Genomic DNA, 19,958 nt, shown 5'->3' on the forward strand with positions numbered 1-19,958 from the left:
GCTCAGTTCGCGTGGTCGGTGTGCACGGTCACGACCGCGGAGAGGCCGGGGCGCAGCACGTGATCGATACCGGGTTGCGGATCGAGATGCACGCGCACGGGCACGCGCTGGACGATCTTCGTGAAGTTGCCGGTCGCGTTCTCGGGCGGCAGCACGCTGAAGGTCGCGCCGGTCGCGGGCGCGAGGCTGTCGACGCGGCCATGCAGTTTCGTGCTCGACGCATCGAGCGACACGTCGACGCGATCGCCCGCGCGCATCTTGCGCAGCTGGTCTTCCTTGAAGTTCGCATCGACCCACAGTCCGGAAGCCGGCACGACGGTCAGCAGCGGCACGCCGACGTTCGCGAGCATGCCGACGCGGCCCGTGCGGTTGCCGACGTAGCCGTCGACGGGCGAGCGGATCGTCGTGTATTCGACGTTGAGCGCCGCGACGCGCTGCGCGGCCAGCGCGGTGTTCACGCGGGCCCGTGCATCGGCGAGCTGCGCGCCGAGCACGTCGAGCTGCCGCTTCGAGGCGAGCAGCGCGGCGTCGCTGCGTTCGACGGCCGCGCCGGCTTTCGAGTAATCGGCGTCGGCGCGCTCGACGATCTGGTTCGATACGGCGTCGGATTTGACGAGTTCGCGGTAGCGCACGCGGTCCGATGCGGCACGCGTCAGTTCGGCCGACGACGCGTTCTTGTCCGCCGCGTGCTGGCCGATCACCGCGAATTGCAGTTGCTGCTTCGCTTCGAGTTCGGTGACGGCGGAGCGCGCGCTATCGACTTCGGCGCTCGCTTGAGCGAGCTTCGCGTCGTAGTCGCGTGCGTCGAGCTGCACGAGCACGTCGCCGGCCTTCACGCGCTGGTTGTCGGTCACGAGGATCTTGTCGACGAAACCGCTGACCTTCGGCGCGAGCACGGTCACGTCGCCGCCGACGTACGCATCGTCGGTGCTCTCCTGGAAGCGCAGCACGAACAGCCAGTCGAGCGCGGCCGCGGCCACGACGACGACGACGGCGCCTACCGCGATTCGCATCCACGGCACGCGGCGTTGCTGCTTCGCGGGCTGCTCGGTTGTGGCTGCTTCGCGTGACGCGGCAGCGGCTTGGGTCGTTTCCATCGATTCACCTATGTATATGCACTTATCAAAACGAAAGACGGCGTGCCGTCCGTCGGGGAAGTCGTCGATCAGCGTTCCGGCAGGTTGTGCGTGATCCGGAACAATTCGTCTCTGAGGCGGGCCGCCTGTGCCGACCCGAAACACCGCTCGAATGCTTCCTGCGCGGCGAGCCAGTGCACGTGCGCATCGGCGACCTTGGTTTCGCCGTGCGCGGTGAGCGCGAACGTCTGGCCGCGGCACGGCGGCTCGATCCGGCCCGTCACCAGCGCCGCGCCGACGAGCGGCTTGAGCGCGCGCAGCAGCGCGGTGCGTTCGATCACCAGCACGCTCGACAAGGTTGCCATCGTGAGGCCGGGCTGGTCGCGCAGCAGCGCGAGAATGCTGTACTGCGACGGCGTGACGCCCGCGCGCGACAGATAGCGCTCGTAGAACTGCGAGATTCGCCGGGCGGCCTGGCGGACCGCAAAGCAATCGTCGTCGGTGAGCGTGGTCTTGTGCATGTGCACATGTTAGGGCGGAGGATCGCGTGAAGCGATGGGCGGGGCGGGATCAGATTGGTGTCGTGGCTGTACCAATCGACTGCAACATGGCGCGTTCGCGCGCCCGGTCAGGCCGCGGCGGGAACGATCCAGCCTTCGCGGTCGCAATAGGCGGCCGTGTAGTCGATGAACGCCTTCACCTTCGCGGGCAGCAGCACGCGGTTCGCGTACGCGAGCTTGATCTCGACGGATGCGTCGACGAGGTCGGCGTCGGGCAGCAGTTGCACGAGCGCGCCCGACGCGAGTTCGGCCTGGACGAGCGTTTTCGGGACGACGCCGATGCCGAAGTCGTTCATCACCATTTCGCGGTTGAAGACGGGGCTGTTCGACGAGATGTCGAAGCGGAACGGCACGGTCAGCAGGTCGCCGTCGACGCGAAACGACAGGGCGGGGCGGCGCAGCGAAGGCGAGATCGGCACGAACGGATGATCGGCCAGGTCGGCCGGCGTTTCGGGGCGCGCATGCGCTTGCAGATACGCGGGCGTCGCGACGATCACGACCGGAATGCGCTCGATCAGCCGCACGACGGTCGATTCGCTCGTCAGCATGTACGGCACGACAATGCCGATGTCGTAGCCTTCGCCGACGAGATCGACCGGGCGCTCGGTCAGCGTGACGTCGAGGCGCACCTTCGGATGCGCGCTCTTGAAGCCGGCGATCAGCGGCACGAGGCGGTTCAGCGCGGCCGTCGTGTGCGCGACGAGGCGCAGCAGCCCTTCGGGTTCGCGGTTCTGCGTCTGCGCTTCGACCTCGAGCGCGTCGAGTTCGTCGAGCACGGCCGCGCAGCGTTCATAGATGCGCTCGGCCGTTTCGGTCAGCGACACCTGGCGCGTGGTCCGGTGCAGTAGCCGGCTGCCGAAACGCGCTTCCAGATCCGCGACCGCGCGCGACACGACCGGCCGCGCGAGACCGTGCATGTCGGCGGCGCGCGTGAAGCTGCGCATCTCCACCACCGACCGGAAAATCCGCAGCTTGTCGATGTAGTCCATGTCCGTCTCCTTGACGCGAGGGCCGGCAGCCGGCCGCGTTACGGCGGAGTGTACATTGACTTTATGCATATGCACATATAAATTGCGGAGCATGAACGACACCTCGATTGCCCAGGCGTGCCACTGCCTCGCGCTGCGTCAGGCGGCGCGCTTCGTCACGCAACTGTACGAACGCCATCTGGCCCCGGTTGGCGTCACGCCCGCGCAGTTCTCGATCATGGCGAATCTCACGCGCCGGCCCGGCCAGCTGATGAGCGAACTCGCCGAGACGCTCGTGATGGATCGGACGACCTTGCTGCGCGGGCTGAAACCGCTGCAGCGCGACGGTTTCGTCATGACGACCGCGTCCGAGCACGATGCGCGCGCGCATGTGCTGCACCTGACGAAGCTCGGCGAGCGCACGTTCGCACGCGCGCGGGTCGCGTGGCAGGCCGCGCAGGACGAATACGAGGCGCAGGTCGGCCGCGATCGCGCGAACGCCTTGCGCGACGAGCTGTTCGGCCTGACGGCGGAACGCTAGGCGAACTGGAGCGGAGTTCGAGCCAATGGTCGCTTTGGTGGTCTTTTCTGGCGAAAAGTGGTTTTGAAACTGTCCGGATCGATCTCGATCTGGACAGTTTTGGTTTCCAGTTGTAGAGTCCTCTGACGGATTACACGGGCCGGCGCACTGCCGGGCACGAGTCACGAGGAGCAACCGATGCTGCAGTTGAGCGACCGCGACGACGCGATGTTGCGCGGGGATTTCGGCGACGGCGTCGCGCGCGCGATGCGGATCGTCGTGCGTACCGCGCACGTGATGTCCGCGCCGCACCTGATCGACATCACGTCCGCCCACATCGACGGCTGTCTTTACCACGGCCGGACGAGCCTCGATTTCGTCGAGTATTTCGTCGACACCGGCACGAAGGTCGCGGTGCCCACCACGCTGAACGTCGGGTCGCTCGACCTGATCCATCCCGAGCTGTACCACGGCGACCGCGCGATCCAGCGCGACGCGCAGCGCCTGATGGATGCGCATCTGCAGCTCGGTTGCGAATCGAGCTTCACGTGCGCGCCGTATCAGCTGAAGCATCGTCCCGCGAAGGGCGAGCAGATTGCGTGGGCCGAATCGAATGCGATCGTGTTCGCGAACTCGGTGCTCGGCGCGCGCACGAGCCGGTACGGCGATTTTCTCGACCTGGCCGCCGCGATCACCGGGCGCGCGCCGTATGCGGGGCTCCATGTCGAAGCGAACCGCGCCGCGCGGCTCGTGTTCAACGCGCCGGATTTCACCGGCCTGCCGTCGCGCGACATCTACTTTGCCGCGCTGGGTCTGCTGATCGGCCGGATCGCGGGCGCGGTCGTGCCGGCGATCGTCGGGTTGCCGGCGGACGCCACCGAGGACGAACTCAAGGCACTCGGCGCGGCCGCCGCGTCGAGCGGTGCGGTCGCGCTGTTTCATGCGGTGGGCATCACGCCGGAAGCGCCGACGCTCGACGTCGCATTGCACGGGCAAGCGGCGCAACGCACGGTCGACGTCGCGATGGCCGATCTCGACGCGATTCGCCGCACGCTGAACCACGGCGCGGCCGGCGATCCCCTCGTCGCGGTCGCGCTCGGCACGCCGCATTTCTCGCTGGCTGAATTCCGCACGCTCGACACGTTGCTCGACGCGTTCGACGGCAAGCCGGCGTGCGATTTCTACGTGAACACGAGCCGCTTCATCCTGTGGGAGCTGGAGGAGGCCGGCCTCGCGCGCAAGTTCGCCGCGCGCGGCATCCAGATCGTCGTCGATACCTGCACGTACATCACGCCCGTGATGAAGCAGATGTCGGGGCTCGTGATGACCAATTCGGGGAAATGGGCGTCGTATGCGCCCGCGAACATCGGCGTGACGGTCGCGTACGGCAGCATGCGCGAATGCGTGCGCTCGGCGTACGAAGGAAAGGTGCGATTCGATGACTGAAGCCGTGGGCAAGGGTCTGACGGGCGACACGCTCGTGCCGGGCAGCGCGTGCGCGCGCCCGTTCGTGCTCGACAAGCCGCTCAGCTTCTGGGGCGGCTACGACTCGGGCGCGGGCAGGATCGTCGATCGCGGCCATCCGCAGGCCGGCGCGAGCCTCGCCGGCAAGGTGATGGTGATGCCGCACGCGAAGGGCTCGAGTTCGAGCAGCAGCGTGCTCGCGGAAGCCGTGCGCAACGGCACGGGGCCGGTCGGGATCGTGCTGAAGGAGCGTGACTTGATCCTCTCGATCGGTGCGATCGTGGCGGCCGAACTGTATGCGATCGCGGTGCCGGTGGTGTGCGTGAGCGACGACGTGTACGACGCGATCGCCGCCGCGACCGGGGAGGTGCGGATCGAGGCGGGCGAGGGGGAAGGGGGCGCGCGGATCGTCGTCGGGGGCTGACGCGTCGTGCGCGTATCGTGTCAGAGAAAGCGGATGTTCGGCGTATCGTCATGCGTGAGCGACAGCGCGTGCCGGGCGGCATTCATCTCGCGTTTGCCGCCGGGCTGCGTGAGCCGCCGGATTTCCGGCCACGCGATCACGCCGAACATGGTGCGCAGGATCGTACTCAGCACGAAGAGGCCAATCGCGGTGCTGCCGAACCACGCCACCATGTCGAGCATGCCGTCCGTGCTGCGTTGCAGTGCGGACATGATGCCGGTGACGAAGGCCATGGCGACCAGAATGGCGATCGTCACGAATACGTCGGTGCGGGCACCGGCGACTTCGGCGGTGCGAACGAGATACACCGAACCGTCAGTGACGTTGCGAATGCCGTAGATGGCGGCGCGATCCGGGCTTCGGACGTAAGCAACATTCAGCCGGTCGCCGGCGCCGATGAACAGGCTTCGCGCGCTGTCCGTCCTGACCGTGAGCGGTGCGTCGAACGTGTCGAGCTGCAGCACGATTTCCTCGATGCCTTGCGTGGTCCAGCCGAGGTTGTTGCTCCAGACTTTCGTACGGATCGTATTCTGGCTCACGGACGTCACGGCGCCGGTCGCGATCTGCATCACACGATCGGTCATCCGTTGCTCCGTTCCGCCTTGAATCCGGCGGGTTCGTCTCGCCACTTTTCCTGGGCCTCGCGCCGCTGGGGCCGGAAGACCCGTTCGGACAGGCCGGCGATCGCGAGCAGGGTGCCCAGCAGGCTGATGATGCTCACGAGCACGGCCAGCGCGATGACGAGCGCCCAGCCCGCTTTGAACGCAGCCGCGCCGATCAGCAGGCTCAGCATGAACAGGCACGACGCCCATGCCAGCAGCGACAGGTTGCGGCGCTTTTGTCCGAGCGCATCGTAAGGCGCGATCGCCAGATCGCCGCTTCTGAGCCACGCGATCCGGTGGCGGCCGCGATCGTCGAAGACGCACGCGCGCACGGCCATCCCGGGCTTCAATCGATCGATCTGCCTGAAGGCCGCCGCGTCGATATCGCCGGCGCCGATGAAGTAGCAGACGTTCTGCATCGTGAGTCGGTAAAGCGGCACCTTCGCGATACTGGCCTCGACCCGGACGAGGTTCGTATCGATACGGTCGATCGTCGCTTCGATCAGCGTGGTCTGATTGGACATGGGGCGGGAGAGTGCGCCGGTGGCGCCGCTTTGGCTTGGCATTGATCATACCGATGAAACCGCGGGCCGGCACCTCGTGCCGGGGCCCGGCATCAGTCGCGCGCCGCGCCCGCCGCCGCCTCCCGGTACGCGCTCGGTGTCTGCCCGGCCCAGCGCCGGAACGCGCGCGTGAAGTTCGCCGGGTCGGTGAATTGCAGCCGTTCGGCGATCGTCTTCAGGTCGAGATCCGACGCCGCGAGCAACTGCTTCGCGTCGCGAAACCGCGCTTCGTCGAGCAACTGCCGGTAGCTCGACCCGGCTTCCTCCAGCCGGCGCCGCAGCGTGCGCGTCGACACGAGCAACGCGTGGGCGAGCGATTCCGGCCCCGGGTAGTCGCCGGCTGCGCGCGCCAGCTCCGCGCGCACGCGCCCGACCAGGTCGCCTTCTTCCTGCCGCACCTGCGCATACTCGCGCTCGACCTGCACGAGCGCCTGCCGGTGCGCGACTTCATCGGCGAGCGGCAACGGCCAGTCGAGCACGTCGCGCGCGATCCATAGCGCGTTCGCCGCGCAACCGAATTCCACCGGCGGCAACGAGTCGCGATAGCGCGCGAAATACGCAGGCTCCGGCCACGCGAACCGCAGCTCGATCGGCGGCGATGCGCGCCCGGCCCATTGCGAGATGTTCTGCGCGAGCCCCGTCAGCACGAATTCGAACATCACGTGATGCTGCAATACGGGGCTCGCCTGCACGCCGTGCAGTTCGAGCGTCGCGCCACGATCGTCTTCCGCATAGGTCAGCCGGTACTGGCGGTTGCGCATCCGGAAGTAGCGCTGCGTGACCGACAATGCTTCGCGGATGTCCCGCGCGGTCAGCGTCGCGTAGCCGAGAAAGCCGTGCACGGTCGGCTTCAGCAGCAGCCCGAACGCGAGCCCGATGCCGGGATCGCCGCCGATCTCGATCGCATTGAGCACCAGCCGCCCCCATTGCGCCGGCGCGACGCGCGCGTCCGGTTCGGCCAACACGGCGTCGCGCAGGCCCGTGCCGGCGCGCACGGCGGCCAGGTCGACGCCGCGCGCGGCCAGTGCCTGCAGTAACAGGCGCGTATAGGCGACCGGAATCGTCGGCCGGCGCAGCCCGAGGCGGTCTTTGGCGAGAGGGGAGGTCATGTCTGTTTGGCCGAAAATGACAAGCATTATGGCTGTTTGCCCCCTCACGCTCAAGGCGGCGCGCGCCTACGATGGCAAGCATCGCTTATAGGCTCGACCATCATGACCACCTCCTTTCCCCACCTGCTCGCGCCGCTCGACTTGGGCTTCACGACGCTGAAGAACCGCGTGCTGATGGGCTCGATGCACACCGGCCTCGAAGACAGCCGCAAGACGTTGCCGCGCCTCGCCGAATATTTCGCCGAACGGGCGCGCGGCGGCGTCGGCCTGATCGTGACGGGCGGTTTCGCGCCGAACGTGGCCGGCTGGACCAAGCCGTTCGGCGGCACGCTGATGACGTCGGCCGCCGCGCGGCGGCACCGCGAGATCACGGAGGCCGTGCATGCGGAGGACGGCAAGATCGCGCTGCAGATCCTGCATACGGGCCGCTACGGTTATCACCCGTTCGCGGTCGCGCCGTCGAAGATCAAGTCGCCGATCTCGCCGTTCGCGCCGCACGAGCTGAGCGCGCGCGGCGTCGAGCGGCAGATCCGCGCGTTCGTGCGCTGCGCGAAGCTCGCGCGCGAGGCCGGTTACGACGGCGTCGAGATCATGGGCTCCGAGGGCTACCTGATCAACCAGTTCATCTCGATGCACACGAACAAGCGCACCGATCAGTGGGGCGGTTCGTACGAGAACCGCATCCGCTTGCCGATCGAGATCATCGAGCGCACGCGCGAAGCGGTCGGCCGCGATTTCATCCTGATCTACCGGCTGTCGATGCTCGACCTGATTCCGGACGGCAGCGACTGGAGCGAAACCGTGCAGCTCGCGAAGGCCGTCGAGCGCGCGGGCGCGACGATCATCAACACGGGGATCGGCTGGCACGAGGCGCGTGTGCCGACGATCGCGACGTCGGTGCCGCGCGGCGCGTTCGCGTGGGTGACGAAGAAGATGAAGGGCGAGGTCGGCATTCCGCTCGTGACGACCAACCGGATCAACCGGCCCGAAGTGGCCGAGCAGATTCTCGCGGACGGCTGCGCGGACATGGTGTCGATGGCGCGCCCGCTGCTCGCCGATGCCGAATTCGTCGTCAAGGCCGCGCAGGGCCGCGCCGACGAGATCAACACCTGCATCGGCTGCAACCAGGCGTGTCTCGATCACGCGTTCAGGAACAAGATCGCGTCGTGCCTGCTGAATCCGCGCGCATGCCACGAGACGGAGCTGAAATACACGCCCGCACCGCAGCCGAAGCGCATCGCGGTGGTGGGCGCCGGGCCGGCCGGGCTCGCATGCTCGACCGTGCTCGCGCAGCGCGGCCATCACGTCGACCTGTTCGACGGCGCGGCCGAGATCGGCGGTCAGTTCAACATGGCGAAGCAGGTGCCGGGCAAGGAGGAGTTTCACGAGGCGCTGCGCTACTTCGGCCGCCAGGTCGAGCTGACCGGCGTGAACCTGCACCTGAACCGCCGCGTCGACGCGAGCGACCTGATCGCGGGCGGCTACGACGAGATCGTGCTCGCGACCGGCGTCGCGCCGCGCGACCCGAAGATTCCGGGGCAGGACGGGCCGAACGTGCTCAGCTATATCGACGTGCTCGCGGGCAAGCAGCCGGTCGGGCGGCGCGTCGCGGTGGTCGGCGCGGGCGGGATCGGCTTCGACGTGGCCGAATACCTGGTGCAGGACGGCGAATCGCCGGCGCTCGATCTGCCGGCGTGGAAGGCCGAGTGGGGCGTGACCGACCCCGCCGCGACGCGCGGCGGCGTGACGCGCGCGCAGGTCCCCGCGCCCGCGCGTGAAGTGACGCTGCTGCAGCGCAAGGCCGCGCCGCTCGGCAAGGGGCTCGGCAAGACGACCGGCTGGATTCACCGCGCGACGCTGAAGATGAAGCAGGTGAAGATGATCGGCGGCGTGAACTACGAATTGATCGACGCGCGCGGGCTGCACGTGTCGTACGGCGAGCAGCGCACCGATCACGAACTGATCGAAGCCGACACGATCGTGCTCTGCACGGGGCAGGAGCCGCAGCGCGCGCTGCTCGCGCCGTTGCAGGCGGCCGGGCGCCCGGTGCACCTGATCGGCGGCGCGGAGCTGGCCGCCGAACTCGATGCGAAGCGTGCGATCGACCAGGGCGCGCGGCTCGCGGCGCGGCTGTAACGGGACGGCCGCGCGTCGCGGCGGTCACTCCATCTCGACGCGTTGCGCCTCGCGCTCTTCCGCTTCCAGCATCGCCTTGACGATCAGGTAGACGGCGGGCAGATCGTCGTCGTCGCGTTTCCAGTCGACGGCTTCCTCGATGTCCGCGGCGACCATCCGGCTGTCGCGCAGCCGGATGAAGGCATCGACGACGGCCGGATCGTTGCGGTTCAGGAAGCCGGCGTTCGAGAACGCCAGCTCCTCGACATTCAGCAGCGCCTGCCAGCTCATCGTGCGGACGGCGGCCGGATGGCTGCGGCGCCGCAAGCCGAGCGCCCGCTGTGCGGGGCCGCCGACGACACGCTGAAGATCGACGACCGCCTGCCGCGCGGCGCGCTCGAAGTGGACGGGATTGAAGCCGGGTTGCTCGGGATCGAATGCGGATGACTGGAACATGGTCGCCTCACTAAAGACCGTCTCGGGTGACGGAATTCGGGTCAAATGACGCAGAAACACTGTAAATATATACAGTGATCGACGCACTTTCAAGCCCCCGATGACAGCAGGCGGCAGCCGTCCGGCAACCGGGCCGGTTCAGACCGCCGCCGCGATCGTCTCCCGCAGCCACCGATGCGCCGGGTCGCGATGCACGCGTTCATGCCACAGCATCGACATTTCATAGCCGGGCACCTCGACCGGTGCGTCCACCACGCGCAACGCGGGCACGTCGCGCACCAGCCGCTCGGGCAGCATCGCGACGAGATCGGTGCTCGCGACGGCCGACATCACGAACAGGAAGTGCGGTACCGACAGCACGACGCGCCGCGTGGCGCCGACCCTCGCGAGCACTTCGTCCGTCACGCCGAAGAAGCCGCCGCCGTCGGGCGACACGATCACGTGTTCGAGCGTGCCGAACTGCGCGAGCGTCGGGCGCCGCTTCAGCTTCGGATGCCCGGCGCGGCCGATGAGCACGTAGCGTTCGACGAACAGCGGCAGGCGCCGCATGCCGGCCGGCGACCCGTCGCTCGTATGGAACACGAGGTCGATGCCGTTTCGTTCGGTATCCTGCTCGATGCGCGGCGGTACGAGTTCGACCACGGCGAGCCGCGTACCGGGCGCGGCCGAGCGCAGCGTATTCAGCGCGGGCAGCACGATCGTCGATTCGCCGTAGTCGGTCGCGGCCACGCGCCACGTGTTCGTCGCGGTCGCGGGATCGAACGGCGTGGCCGGCACCACCGCGCGCTCGATCGCTTCGAGCGCATCGCGCAACGGCTCGCGCAGCGCTTCCGCACGCGCGGTCGGCCGCATCCCGCGCGGCCCCGGCAGCAGCAGCGGATCGCCGAACAGGTCGCGCAGCTTCTGCAGCTGCACGCTGACCGACGGCTGCGACATGTTCAGCTTCCCGGCCGCGCGCGTGACGTTGTGCTCGGCCAGCAGCACGTCCAGCGTGACGAGCAGGTTCAGATCGAGCCGTCTGAGATTGTCCATGGCTATACCTGGAATATCAGGAATTCATTTCAAATATACCTTCGGCAGGCGCATCCTGCAGTCATTCAATCGACGGAGTGACGAACATGAATGTGCTGATCGTGTATGCCCATCCCGAACCGCGGTCTCTGAACGGCGCGTTGCGCGACTTTGCCGTCGGGCATCTCGAGGCGGCCGGCCACGCGGTGCAGGTGAGCGACCTGTACGCGATGAACTGGAAGGCGGCATTCGATGCGAACGACGTGACCGACCGTGCGCCCGGCGCGCGTTTCGATCCGTCGCTCGATTCGAAGCGCGCATTCGCGGCGGGCACGCAAAGCGACGACATCGCGCGCGAGCAGGAGAAGCTGAAGTGGGCCGACGCGGTGATCCTGCAGTTTCCGCTGTGGTGGTTCTCGATGCCGGCGATCATGAAGGGCTGGTTCGAGCGCGTGTATGCATACGGCTTTGCGTACGGGGTCGGCGAGCATTCCGATACGCACTGGGGCGATCGCTACGGCGAAGGCAGGATGACCGGCAAGCGGGCGATGGTGGTCGTCACGACGGGCGGGTGGGAGTCGCACTACAGCCCGCGCGGCATCAACGGGCCGATCGACGACGTGCTGTTCCCGATCCATCACGGTGTGCTGTATTACCCGGGGTTCGACGTGCTGCCGCCGTTCGTGATCTACCGGACGGGGAAGATGAACGACGCGCGCTTCGACGAAACGCGCGCGGCGCTCGGCCGGCGTCTCGACGATCTGTGGACCACGCCGCCGATTCCGTTCCGTCGGCAGAACGCGGGGGAATACGCGATTCCGGCGCTGACACTGAAGGACGACATCGCGCCGGGGCAGGCGGGATTCGCGGTTCATCTGGCCGCATGACGGCTGCCGCGCACCGCGTGCGCGGCGACACGGACGACCGTTCCCAAACGCAAAGCGACACGAGCGGCCCGCGAGACTTCGCCGGCCGCTCGTGTCGTACATCGCGCGGCCGTGGGTCACGGCCGCGATTCATCGTGGCTCAGCGATCGTCGTCCCGGATCGACGAAGGGTGCCGGCACAGCGCCCGCACGTCCATCTCCATGTACGGGAACAGCGGCAACTGGCTCAGCAGGTCATGCAGCTGCTGCACGCTTTCGACGTCGAAGATGCTGACGTTCGCGTACTGCCCGGCGATCCGCCACAGATGCCGCCAGACGCCTTCGTTCATCAGCCGCTGGCACATCGCCTTTTCTTCCGCCTTCAGCGTGGCCGCCTTGACCGGATCCATGTCCGCCGGCAGACGAACGGTCATTTCCACATGAAACAGCATCCTGCACTCCTTGAATGATCGATGCGTCGAACGCGGTGCGCGCTCAGGCCTGTGCGCGTGCGCGCTCGACTTCGCTGCCCGGCACGTGCTGCTTGTCCTTGAGCAGCGAGAAATCGAAGTCGATCAGCGCGAACTGCCCGTCGACGCCATACGGCTTGCCTTCCGCGCCTTCGGCCTGCTTGACCGGCGGGATCAGCCCGTCGCGCGTCGCGAACGCGAAGTCGTCCCACAGATGCGGATCGCCGTCGATGTTGATCTGCGTCGTCAGCTTACGATAACCGTCGGCCGAAACGAAGAAGTGAATGTGCGCCGGACGGTGGCCGTGGCGGCCGAGCTGGTCGAGCAGCTGCTCGGTCTTGCTGCCCGGCGGCACGCTGTAGCCGACCGGCAGCACGCTGCGGAAGCTGTAGCGGCCGTCGGCGTCGGTCCGGATCGAGCGGCGCAGGTTGAACGCGGGCTGCGACTGATCGAAGTACGAGTAGTTGCCCAGATGGTTCGCGTGCCACACCTCGACGAGCGCGTTCGCGAGCGGCGCGCCGTTCTCGCCGAGTACCCGGCCGCGCATGATCAGCGTCTGGCCCGGATCGGTGCCGTCGTCGAGACGCGCGTGGCCGACCGATTCCGGCGCACCGGCGACGTACAGCGGCCCTTCGATCGTGCGCGGCGTGCCGCCCTGGATGCCGGCCTTTTCCTCGGCCTCGTCCATCCGCACGTCGAGGAAGCGCTCGAGGCCGAGGCCCGCGGCAATCAGCCCGAATTCGCGGCCGGCTTCGTTCAGGTAGTTCAGCGCGGTCCAGAACTCGCTCGGCTGCACGTCGAAGTCCTCGATCGTGTAGCAGATGTCCTTCACGATCCGGTTGACGATCGCGCGCACGCGCGGGTTGCCGGGTTTCTCGGCGGCGTCGTCGAAGGTCTTCAGCAGTGCGTCGATGGCTTGCTTGTTCATCTGTGTCTCCGGTTTCGGTTGTCGTGTGGGGATCAGCGGGCGTCGCGTCGCATCCGTTCGATGCGGGCCCAGTCGAAGGTGATGCCGAGGCCGGGCGCGGCCGGCAGATGCAGCTTGAAATCCTGGTAGCGCAGCGGCTCGACGAGGATTTCCTCGGTGAGCAGCAGCGGGCCGAACAGTTCGGTGCCCCATTTCAGCGAATCGAACGTGCTGAACAGCTGCGCGGACGCCATCGTGCCGGCCGCGCCTTCGAGCATCGTGCCGCCGTACAGCTCGATGCCGGCCGCCGCGGCGATCGACGCGACGCTCGCCGCGCCCTGCAGGCCGCCCGACTGCGCGATCTTCACCGCGAACACGTCGGCCGCGCGATCCTGCGCGAGTGCGAACGCGTCGACCGGGCCGTGCAGCGCCTCGTCGGCCATGATCGGCACCTGCGCGAGCTGCGTGAGGCGTTTGAGCCCCGCGCGGTTGGTCGCGGCGATCGGCTGCTCGACGAGGCTCACGCCGGCTTCGGCCAGCCGCGCGCCGGCCCAGATCGCATCGGTTTCGCTCCAGGCCTGGTTCACGTCGACGCGCACGTCGCCGCGCTCGCCGAGCGCACGCTTGATCGCGACCACGTGCGCCACGTCGTCGGCAACCGCGTTCGAGCCGATCTTCAGCTTGAACGCACGATGGCGGCGCGCGTCGAGCATCGCTTCGGCCTCCGCGATGTCGCGCTGCGTGTCGCCGCTCGCGAGCGTCCAGGCGACATCGACCGCATCGGTCCGGCGGCCGCCGAACAGCTCGGACAGCGGCACGCCGAGGCGCCGCGCCTGTGCGTCGAACAGCGCGGTCTCGATCGCGCACTTCGCGAAACGGTTGCCCTGGAACAGCTTGCGCGCACGCGCCAGCGCGGCGCCGGGGCGTGTCGCGTCCATGCCCTGCAGCAGCGGCGCGAAGTAGGTGTCGATGTTGACCTTGATGCTTTCGGGGCTCTCCTCGCCGTAGGCGAGGCCGCCGATGGTCGTCGCCTCGCCGACGCCTTCGATACCGTCCGTGCATCGAACCCGGACCAGCACGAGGGTCTGGCAATTCATCGTCGCGACCGACAGTTTGTGGGGCCGGATCGTCGGCACGTCGACGAGCAGCGTGTCGATGCGTTCGATGGTGGCGGCAGTTGCTATCATGCGATTCCTCCTGTTGGTGCACATGGTAGGAATTCCCGCCCCGCGTCGTCCAACACTCTTTCCGACTACTTCCATACCTTTGAGGCATGAAATGGAATTGCGTCAGCTCCGCTACTTCATCGCCGTCGCCGAGGAAATGAACATCACGCGGGCGGCGGAGCGGCTGCACATGACGCAGCCGCCGCTGAGCCGCCAGCTCCAGGCGATCGAGGACGAAATCGGGTTGCCGCTGTTCGAGCGCGGCGCGCGGCCGCTGAAGCTGACCGATGCGGGGCGCGTGTTCTATGCGCAGGCGAAGCGCCTCGTCGACCAGGCCGACGAGCTCGGCCCGCTGACGCGGCGGCTTGCGCAGCTGTCGGAGCGGATCGTGATCGGCTTCGTGCCGTCGACGCTGTACGGCGCGCTGCCGGACGTGATCCGCGCGTTTCGCGAGGCGCAGCCGGACGTCGAGCTGTCGCTGATCGAAATGTTCACGCTCGAACAGCTCGGCGCGCTGAAGGGCGGGCGGATCGACGTCGGGTTCGGCCGCCTGCGCTTCGACGACGACCAGCTGGTGCGCGAGGCGCTGATCGAGGAAAAGCTGATCGCGGCGCTGCCGGTCGGGCATCCGCTCGCCGATCCGGCCCGGCCGCTGACGCTCGCGGATATCGCGAACGAGACGATGATCGTCTACCCGAGCACGCCGCGGCCGAGCTTCGCCGATCAGCAGCTGTCCGCGCTGCGCGACGGCGCGGTCGTGCCGGCGGCCGTTCACGAGGTACGCGAGTTGCAGACGGCGCTCGGGCTCGTCGCCGCGCAGGTCGGCGTGTCGCTGGTGCCGGAGAGTGTGGAGGGCGTGCGCGTGCGGGGCGTCGTCTACCGGCGGCTGCCGGAGCCGGCCGCGACGTCGCCGATCATCATGAGTCGCCGGCTGCACGGCGAAAGCGCGGCCACGGCGGCGTTCTGCGCGATTGCGCGGGAGATGATCGCGCCGGCGGCGCAATGACCGCCGTGGGTGCGATGAATCGCAACTAACGGTCTGTTTGGGCGGGCACCGCCGAATGGGGCGAGGGCGGTGCGGCGCGATGCCGTTGCGGCTTGCGCGACAGCCGGCCGATCAGCCTGGCGGTCGCGGCTACCGCTTCGCGTCGAGTGTCTCCGACGGCGATTCGCCGAACTTTTCCCGATACGCGATCGCGAAGCGTCCGAGGTGCGTAAACCCGCAATCGAGCGCGACTTCGGCGATCCGCCGGCCGGCCGCCGCGCCGCGCAGCAGCTCGCGCGCATGGTCGAGCCGCGTCGCGCGCAGGTATTGCATCGGGCTCATGCCGCGGAACTGCAGGAAAGCGTCGCGCAGCGTCCGTTCGGGCACGTTGGCCGCCTGGACGATATCGGCGAGCTGCAGCGGCTGCGCATAGTGCGCGTTCACGAACTCCTGCGCGCGCCGCACGAAGCCCGGCGCGGGGTCGCGGTGCGTCGCGCGCAGCACCGACGGCGGATGGCCTTCGATCAGCAGGTCGATCAGCAAATGCTCGAGCTGCGACGCGACACGCGGGTTCGCGTTCGCGCGCTCGAGCAGTTCGGGCGATCGCGCGACGAGCATCAGTTGCTGGCGCCACGCGGAAAGCGCGGCGTCGCTGATGTGCAGCACGGGGTCGAGCGTCGCGCGCGGGTCGCCGGTCAGCGCGCCGACGGTCGCCGCGTCGATGCGCAGCACGAACTGCTCGCAATCGGCCGACAGCACCGCGTCGAAGCGCTCGCCGGGCGCGCACAGCACGCCGGTCTGGCCGTCGACGCCGAGCTGCCGCCCCATCGCGCGCACCTCGGCCTGGCCGGACAGGCAGAACATCAGCAGGTAATAGCCGTCGACCGCGTCGACCTGCACGCGCATCGCGTCGCCGAATGCGATCGTGCCGATCCCGAGCCCGCCCAGCTTGACGAAATCCATGTGCGACGCGCCGTGCACGCGGCCGTTCGGCAGCAGTGCATGCGGCTGCATCACGCGCGAGATGCGCTCGCGCGTCTCGTCGAGATCGCGGGATTCGAACAGCCGGTGCGCGCGCAGCGCGGACGGCTCGAACGACGTTGGGGACATGGGCCTCAGCCTTGGTATGGGCGACGCGCGCTTCGATCCGACGAATGGGTCGCGATCGTGCGCTGGGTCGCGTGTGCCGTCATGCTAGCGCAGAAATCCGCCGAAAGTGGATATTGCGCCGCCGCAATCGCACTTTCCGGATAGACGACGAATATTAGCTTTTCAAAAATCGGCTCCATGCATTCAACGAAATCGATCGACAAGGAGTCCGACATGGAGCAGACAGAATCGCCCGTCGTTTTCGCCGAGCGCGGCGACGCATCCGATGTGACCTTTCCGCACGACGACGGCTCACGCGTGCCGTACAAGGTGTTCAGCTCGCGTGCGGTCTACGATCGCGAGCAGGAGCGCATCTTCCGCGGACCGACATGGAACTTCGTCGCGCTCGAAGCGGAAATCCCGAAGGCCGGCGACTTCAAGAGCACGTTCGTCGGCGACACGCCGGTGGTCGTCACGCGCGCCGAGGACGGCACGCTCTCGGCGTGGGTGAACCGCTGCGCGCATCGCGGCGCGCAGGTGTGCCGCAAGTCGCGCGGCAACGCGAGTTCGCACACGTGCGTGTATCACCAGTGGAGCTTCGACAGCCAGGGCAACCTGCTCGGCGTGCCGTTCCGGCGCGGCCAGAAGGGGATGACCGGGATGCCGGCCGACTTCGACCCGAAGCAGCACGGGCTGCGCAAGCTGCGCGTCGACAGCTATCGCGGGCTCGTGTTCGCGACCTTCAGCGACGCCGTCGCGCCGCTGCCCGAGTATCTCGGCGAGCAGATGCGCCCGTGGATCGACCGGATCTTCCACAAGCCGATCGAGTATCTCGGCTGCACGCGCCAGTATTCGAAGTCGAACTGGAAGCTGTACATGGAGAACGTGAAGGACCCGTATCACGCGAGCATGCTGCACCTGTTCCATACGACCTTCAACATCTTCCGCGTCGGGATGAAGGCGCGTTCGATTCCGGACGCGAACCACGGGCTGCACAGCATCATCACCGTGACGAAGACGAACGACGACACGTCGGCCGCGTACAAGCAGCAGAACATCCGGTCGTTCGACGAGGGTTTCCATCTCGAGGACGAATCGATCCTCGATCTCGTGTCGGAATACGACGAGGACTGCACCAACCATATCCAGCCGATCTTCCCGCAGCTCGTGATCCAGCAGATCCACAACACGCTGGTCGCGCGGCAGATCCTGCCGAAGGGTCCCGACAACTTCGAGCTGATCTTCCACTTCTTCGGGTACGCGGACGACACGCCCGAGCTGCGCGCATTGCGCATCAAGCAGGCGAACCTCGTCGGGCCGGCCGGCTACATCTCGATGGAAGACACCGAAGCGACCGAACTCGTGCAGCGCGGCACGATACGCGATGCCGATGCGACGTCGGTGATCGAGATGTCGCGCGGCAATCCGGACCAGCAGGACACGGTGATCACCGAAAGCCTGATCCGCAAGTTCTGGGTCGGCTACCAGAAGCTGATGGGCTATTGAGGCGGGAGCGAAAAATGACGGAAGACATGAAGACCTGGTTCGAGATTTACATGCTCCAGAACCGCTATATCGGGCACCTCGACAACGACCGGCTCGAACACTGGCCGGAGATGTTCACCGAGGACTGCACGTACGAGATCGTGCCGAAGGAGAACGCCGATCTCGGGCTGCCGGTCGGGATCGTCCATTGCACGAACCAGCGGATGCTGCGCGATCGCGTGGTGTCGCTGCGGCACGCGAACATCTACGAGGAGCACACGTACCGGCACATGACGTCGGGCCTGACGATCGTCGCGGAACGCGACGGCGAGATCGACACCGAGAGCAACTACGTCGTCGTGCAGACGCGCAGCAACGGCGAGTCGAACGTGTACCAGGCCGGCAAGTACTACGACACGGTCGTGCGCACGCCCGACGGGCTGCGCTACAAGACCAAGCGGGTGATCTACGACACGTCGCGCGTGCAGACGCTGCTCGCGACGCCGATCTGACGAAGCAAGGAAACGACATGACCGAAGCAACGCTGGCCGAGTGGCATCCGCTCGGCGCTTTCGACGAATTCTCCGAAGACGAACCGGCGGCGCGCGTCGCCGGCCAGAAGCCGATCGCCGTGTTCCGGATCGGCGACGAACTGTTCGCGATGCACGACCTCTGCACGCACGGCCATGCGCGGCTGTCCGAGGGTTACGTGGAGGACGGCTGCGTCGAGTGCCCGCTGCACCAGGGGCTGATCGACATCCGCACCGGTGCGCCGAAATGCGCGCCGATCACCGAGCCGGTACGGACCTATCCGATCCGGATCGTCGACGGGCAGGTGGAAGTCAATGTCGGCTGATCCGTTCGTGATCGTCGGCGCCGGCCATGCGGCGCGGCGCACGGCTGAAGCGCTGCGCGAGCGCGATGCGGCGGCGCGCATCGTGATGATCGGCGCGGAGCGCGCGCTGCCGTACGACCGGCCGGCGCTGTCGAAGGATGCGCTGCTGACGGACGGCGGCGAGCAGCGTGCGTTCGTGCGCGACGCGGCGTGGTACGACGCGCAGCGCATCGAGCTGCGGCACGGCACGCGCGTCGACGCGATCGAGCGTGAGGCGCTGCGCGTACGGCTCGACGACGGCACGACGCTGCCGTACGCGCGGCTCGTGCTCGCGACGGGGTCGCGCGTGCGCACGTTCGGCGGGGCGGTCGACGAAGGCGTCGTGCCGCACTACGTCCGCACGGTCGACGATGCGCGTGCGTTGCGTGCACGACTGGCGCCGGGCCGCCGCGTGGCGGTGCTCGGCGGCGGTTTCATCGGCCTCGAGGTCGCGGCGGCGGCACGCCAGCTCGGCTGCGACGTGACGGTGATCGATCCGGCGCCGCGCTTGCTGCAGCGCGCGCTGCCGGAGGTGGTCGGTGCGTATGCGCGTCGGTTGCACGACGCGCGTGGCGTGGCGTTCCGGATGGCGACGCTGCCGCGTGCGATCCGCCGCGCGCCGGGCGGCGGCGCGATCGTCGAGACCGATCGCGGCGACGTGCCGGCCGATATCGTCGTGGTCGGCATCGGCGTGGTACCGAACGTCGAGCTTGCGCAGGCGGCGGGGCTCGACGTCGACAACGGGATACGCGTCGACGCGGGTTGCCGTACGGCCGATCCGGCGATCTTCGCGGCGGGCGAGGTGACGATGCACTTCAATCCGCTGCTGGGGCGCCACGTACGGATCGAGTCGTGGCAGGTGGCCGAAAACCAGCCGGCCGTCGCGGCGGCGAACCTGCTCGGTGCCGACGAAACCTATGGCGAGCTGCCGTGGCTGTGGTCCGATCAGTACGACTGCAACCTGCAGATGCTCGGGCTGTTCGGCGGCGAACGCACGATCGTCGTGCGCGGCGATCCGGCGAGCGGGCCGTTCACGGTGTTCGGGCTTGGCGACGACGGCAGGATCGTCGCGGTGGCCGCGGCGAACCTCGGGCGCGACATCGGCGCATCGCGCCGGCTGATCGCGGCAGGGGCGGTGCCCGACCCGGCGAAGCTGGCCGATCCGGCGGTGAACCTGAAGACATTCCTGTAACGGCGGCGCGCGCGGTGT

General features: G+C 67.7%; 22 protein-coding genes. 10 read left to right on the top strand and 12 right to left on the bottom strand.

What is annotated here, in order from left to right; genetic code table 11:
- Nucleotides 1–2 precede the first annotated feature (2 nt).
- From VXM69_RS05245 to VXM69_RS05255, 3 genes are all read right to left on the bottom strand, one after another.
- Complete coding sequence (locus tag VXM69_RS05245) at nucleotides 3–1,097, bottom strand: HlyD family secretion protein (RefSeq protein ID WP_059558506.1); 1,095 nt, start codon at nucleotides 1,095–1,097, stop codon at nucleotides 3–5.
- A gap of 68 nt (nucleotides 1,098–1,165) precedes the next feature.
- Nucleotides 1,166–1,597, bottom strand: a complete 432-nt coding sequence (locus VXM69_RS05250; protein ID WP_034185643.1) for a MarR family winged helix-turn-helix transcriptional regulator — start codon at nucleotides 1,595–1,597, stop codon at nucleotides 1,166–1,168.
- Between the two features lie 107 nt (nucleotides 1,598–1,704).
- The gene (locus VXM69_RS05255) at nucleotides 1,705–2,625 is read right to left on the bottom strand and encodes a LysR family transcriptional regulator (protein ID WP_034185644.1); all 921 of its coding nucleotides are present in this window, start codon (nucleotides 2,623–2,625) and stop codon (nucleotides 1,705–1,707) included.
- A 91-nt stretch (nucleotides 2,626–2,716) separates the two neighbouring features.
- On the opposite strand from VXM69_RS05255, the gene VXM69_RS05260 reads away from it, so the two are divergent.
- From VXM69_RS05260 to VXM69_RS05270, 3 genes are all read left to right on the top strand, one after another.
- Complete coding sequence (locus VXM69_RS05260) at nucleotides 2,717–3,145, top strand: MarR family winged helix-turn-helix transcriptional regulator (protein ID WP_226226866.1); 429 nt, start codon at nucleotides 2,717–2,719, stop codon at nucleotides 3,143–3,145.
- Nucleotides 3,146–3,322: 177 nt separating this feature from the next.
- Nucleotides 3,323–4,570, top strand: a complete 1,248-nt coding sequence (locus VXM69_RS05265) for an aconitase X (protein WP_367189112.1) — start codon at nucleotides 3,323–3,325, stop codon at nucleotides 4,568–4,570.
- Nucleotides 4,563–5,012: a DUF126 domain-containing protein gene (locus VXM69_RS05270; protein WP_034185647.1), complete on the top strand. Its 450-nt coding sequence runs from the start codon at nucleotides 4,563–4,565 to the stop codon at nucleotides 5,010–5,012. The genes VXM69_RS05265 and VXM69_RS05270 overlap by 8 nt, the downstream gene beginning before the upstream one ends.
- Before the next feature lie 20 nt (nucleotides 5,013–5,032).
- Here the strand turns inward: VXM69_RS05270 and VXM69_RS05275 are convergent, their stop codons facing one another.
- From VXM69_RS05275 to VXM69_RS05285, 3 genes are all read right to left on the bottom strand, one after another.
- Nucleotides 5,033–5,515 carry a hypothetical protein gene (locus tag VXM69_RS05275; protein WP_226193645.1) on the bottom strand — a complete coding sequence of 161 codons (483 nt, stop codon included), beginning with the start codon at nucleotides 5,513–5,515 and terminating at the stop codon, nucleotides 5,033–5,035.
- Nucleotides 5,516–5,631: 116 nt separating this feature from the next.
- On the bottom strand, nucleotides 5,632–6,177 hold the full coding sequence (locus tag VXM69_RS05280; protein ID WP_301741963.1) for a hypothetical protein: 546 nt from the start codon (nucleotides 6,175–6,177) through the stop codon (nucleotides 5,632–5,634).
- Between the two features lie 92 nt (nucleotides 6,178–6,269).
- Entirely contained in the window at nucleotides 6,270–7,352 is a 1,083-nt protein-coding gene (locus VXM69_RS05285) for an AraC family transcriptional regulator (protein ID WP_367189113.1), read from the bottom strand.
- A gap of 75 nt (nucleotides 7,353–7,427) precedes the next feature.
- Between VXM69_RS05285 and VXM69_RS05290 the strand changes: the two genes are divergently transcribed.
- Nucleotides 7,428–9,461: an NADPH-dependent 2,4-dienoyl-CoA reductase gene (locus tag VXM69_RS05290; RefSeq protein WP_034185650.1), complete on the top strand. Its 2,034-nt coding sequence runs from the start codon at nucleotides 7,428–7,430 to the stop codon at nucleotides 9,459–9,461.
- Between the two features lie 24 nt (nucleotides 9,462–9,485).
- Here VXM69_RS05290 and VXM69_RS05295 read toward each other — a convergent pair whose 3' ends face one another.
- Both VXM69_RS05295 and VXM69_RS05300 read right to left on the bottom strand, forming a co-directional pair.
- Nucleotides 9,486–9,896, bottom strand: a complete 411-nt coding sequence (locus VXM69_RS05295; protein WP_034185651.1) for a DUF2471 family protein — start codon at nucleotides 9,894–9,896, stop codon at nucleotides 9,486–9,488.
- Nucleotides 9,897–10,034: 138 nt separating this feature from the next.
- Nucleotides 10,035–10,928, bottom strand: coding sequence for a LysR family transcriptional regulator (locus VXM69_RS05300; protein WP_034185652.1), 894 nt, complete (start codon nucleotides 10,926–10,928; stop codon nucleotides 10,035–10,037).
- 86 nt (nucleotides 10,929–11,014) lie between these two features.
- On the opposite strand from VXM69_RS05300, the gene VXM69_RS05305 reads away from it, so the two are divergent.
- A complete protein-coding gene (locus VXM69_RS05305; protein ID WP_124609058.1) occupies nucleotides 11,015–11,794 on the top strand; it encodes an NAD(P)H-dependent oxidoreductase in 780 nt (259 codons plus the stop codon).
- Nucleotides 11,795–11,933: 139 nt separating this feature from the next.
- On the opposite strand, the gene catC is transcribed toward VXM69_RS05305, so the two are convergent.
- Genes catC through VXM69_RS05320 form a run of 3 tightly spaced genes read right to left on the bottom strand, consistent with a single transcriptional unit; the run spans nucleotide 11,934 to nucleotide 14,336 of the window.
- Nucleotides 11,934–12,224, bottom strand: a complete 291-nt coding sequence (gene catC / locus VXM69_RS05310; protein WP_034185653.1) for a muconolactone Delta-isomerase — start codon at nucleotides 12,222–12,224, stop codon at nucleotides 11,934–11,936.
- Between the two features lie 43 nt (nucleotides 12,225–12,267).
- Complete coding sequence (gene catA, locus VXM69_RS05315) at nucleotides 12,268–13,170, bottom strand: catechol 1,2-dioxygenase (protein ID WP_034185654.1); 903 nt, start codon at nucleotides 13,168–13,170, stop codon at nucleotides 12,268–12,270.
- A 32-nt stretch (nucleotides 13,171–13,202) separates the two neighbouring features.
- Complete coding sequence (locus tag VXM69_RS05320) at nucleotides 13,203–14,336, bottom strand: muconate/chloromuconate family cycloisomerase (protein ID WP_034185655.1); 1,134 nt, start codon at nucleotides 14,334–14,336, stop codon at nucleotides 13,203–13,205.
- 91 nt (nucleotides 14,337–14,427) lie between these two features.
- On the opposite strand from VXM69_RS05320, the gene VXM69_RS05325 reads away from it, so the two are divergent.
- Complete coding sequence (locus VXM69_RS05325; RefSeq protein WP_034185656.1) at nucleotides 14,428–15,321, top strand: LysR family transcriptional regulator; 894 nt, start codon at nucleotides 14,428–14,430, stop codon at nucleotides 15,319–15,321.
- Between the two features lie 129 nt (nucleotides 15,322–15,450).
- Here the strand turns inward: VXM69_RS05325 and andR are convergent, their stop codons facing one another.
- On the bottom strand, nucleotides 15,451–16,410 hold the full coding sequence (gene andR / locus VXM69_RS05330; RefSeq protein ID WP_034185657.1) for an anthranilate 1,2-dioxygenase regulatory protein AndR: 960 nt from the start codon (nucleotides 16,408–16,410) through the stop codon (nucleotides 15,451–15,453).
- Between the two features lie 213 nt (nucleotides 16,411–16,623).
- Between andR and andAc the strand changes: the two genes are divergently transcribed.
- The 4 genes from andAc to andAa are packed head-to-tail and all read left to right on the top strand — an operon-like array spanning nucleotide 16,624 to nucleotide 19,940.
- Nucleotides 16,624–17,895, top strand: coding sequence for an anthranilate 1,2-dioxygenase large subunit AndAc (gene andAc, locus VXM69_RS05335; protein ID WP_049029683.1), 1,272 nt, complete (start codon nucleotides 16,624–16,626; stop codon nucleotides 17,893–17,895).
- A 14-nt stretch (nucleotides 17,896–17,909) separates the two neighbouring features.
- Nucleotides 17,910–18,386: an anthranilate 1,2-dioxygenase small subunit AndAd gene (gene andAd, locus VXM69_RS05340; RefSeq protein WP_006490977.1), complete on the top strand. Its 477-nt coding sequence runs from the start codon at nucleotides 17,910–17,912 to the stop codon at nucleotides 18,384–18,386.
- Nucleotides 18,387–18,403: 17 nt separating this feature from the next.
- Nucleotides 18,404–18,730 (top strand): anthranilate 1,2-dioxygenase ferredoxin subunit AndAb, encoded by a 327-nt coding sequence (andAb, locus tag VXM69_RS05345; protein ID WP_006479527.1) that lies wholly within the window; start codon nucleotides 18,404–18,406, stop codon nucleotides 18,728–18,730.
- Nucleotides 18,720–19,940 carry an anthranilate 1,2-dioxygenase system ferredoxin--NAD(+) reductase gene (gene andAa, locus VXM69_RS05350; protein ID WP_367189114.1) on the top strand — a complete coding sequence of 407 codons (1,221 nt, stop codon included), beginning with the start codon at nucleotides 18,720–18,722 and terminating at the stop codon, nucleotides 19,938–19,940. Before andAb ends, andAa begins: the two co-directional genes overlap by 11 nt.
- Nucleotides 19,941–19,958 lie beyond the last annotated feature (18 nt).

The organism is Burkholderia sp. Ed8 (assembly GCF_040761425.1).
GTDB classification, from domain to species: domain Bacteria; phylum Pseudomonadota; class Gammaproteobacteria; order Burkholderiales; family Burkholderiaceae; genus Burkholderia; species Burkholderia seminalis.